This window comes from Anabaena sp. AL09 (assembly GCF_001672255.1).
GTDB lineage: Bacteria > Cyanobacteriota > Cyanobacteriia > Cyanobacteriales > Nostocaceae > Dolichospermum > Dolichospermum lemmermannii.
This window is the reverse complement of sequence record NZ_LJOQ01000074.1, coordinates 58,075-59,644: the sequence shown is the minus strand read 5'-3', so window position 1 is coordinate 59,644 and position 1,570 is coordinate 58,075. Positions and strand designations below refer to the sequence as shown.

Sequence of the window (1,570 nt, the reverse complement as noted above, 5' to 3'; positions counted from 1 at the left end):
TCCCCAACCTCCCCAACCTCCCCAACCTCCCCAACCTCCCCAACCTCCCCTACCTCCCCAACCTCCCCTACCTCCCCACGCCCACGTATTGGAATCCAGCTTTTACCATTGCTTGGGGGTCAAGGAAATTACGACCATCAATCATAACGGCGTGGTTCATTAATTTTGCCATTTTCCCATAGTCCAAAGTGCTGAACTGTTGCCATTCGGTGACAAGTACCAAAGCATCACAGCCATCTGCTAGTCTTTCCGCGTCGGTTTCTACTAACACACCAGAAAGACCATGACGCATTCCTGTTTGGGAAATAATGGGGTCATAAGCCTTGACTTTAGCTCCCAATCGGTTGAGTTGTTCAATCAAGATTAGTGCCGGTGCGTCCCGTAAATCGTCTGTATCTGGTTTGAAGGTTAAACCGAGTAGTCCCACAGTTTTACCTTTGAGGATTTTTAAAGCCTGTTGGAGTTTTTCTAGGGCGATTAGGCGTTGACGTTCGTTAACACTGACAGCGGCTTTCATGAGTTGGGCTTCATAGCCATAATCATCAGCGGTGTGAATGAGGGCAGAAACATCTTTGGGAAAACATGAACCACCCCAACCAATACCAGCTTGTAAGAACTTGCTACCAATACGGGAATCTAAACCGATGCCTTTTGCTACTTGGGTAACATCCGCACCAACGCGATCGCATATATTAGCAACTTCATTAATAAAACTAATCTTGGTGGCTAAAAAGGCATTAGCGGCATATTTAATCATTTCTGCCGAACTTAAATCTGTTACCAAAACTGGAACAGGAGGCAAAGATTTATCAGCCGCAAATTTGCGTTCGACAATTGGCGCATATAGTTCTTTCATCATGCCAGTGGCTTGTTGACTATTGCCACCTAAGACAATCCGATCAGGGTTAAATGTATCATGAACTGCTGAACCTTCCCGGAGAAACTCTGGATTACTGACGACATCAAAATCATTAGCAATCTTCGATAATTTATCATCACTAGCTGTATCACCAGATACCAGCAATGTTTTTTGACGTTCAGCAATCCCGTCTAAAACAATCATTCTTACCCAGTCACCAGAACCAATGGGGACAGTAGATTTGTTGACAATTACCTTATAGCCACCTTGAAGATTTTCGCCAATGCCACGAGCCACGGCTTCTACATATCGGGTATCACTTTCACCATTGGGTAAAGGAGGAGTTCCCACGGCAATAAACAGGATTTCTCCATGATTAACACCAGCCGCGAGATCACTAGAAAATTGAATATTGCCACTACTAATGGCAGACTGCATAATTTCCGAGAGTCCTGGCTCGAAAATCGGCGACTGCCCAGACTTCATTAATTTTACTTTTTCTTCGTTATTATCTATGCAAATTACATCATGGCCAATATGAGCCAAACAAGCACCTGTTACTAAACCAACATAACCAGTACCAATTACGCAAACACGCATTTTTAAAACCCCGTTTTTTATAGTTGTCAGTAGGGGCGAAGCATTTGGAAGATAAATTATCGGTCATTGCCAAAAATAGTTCTCCAAATGCTTCGCCCGTACAGTTGTCAG

1 protein-coding gene is annotated in these 1,570 nt (G+C 43.9%); it reads right to left on the bottom strand.

All coding sequences use genetic code 11. The features are described from left to right. Positions 1-67: 67 nt before the first annotated feature. Positions 68-1,459 (bottom strand): UDP-glucose/GDP-mannose dehydrogenase family protein, encoded by a 1,392-nt coding sequence (locus AN490_RS14125; protein WP_213717130.1) that lies wholly within the window; start codon positions 1,457-1,459, stop codon positions 68-70. Positions 1,460-1,570 lie beyond the last annotated feature (111 nt).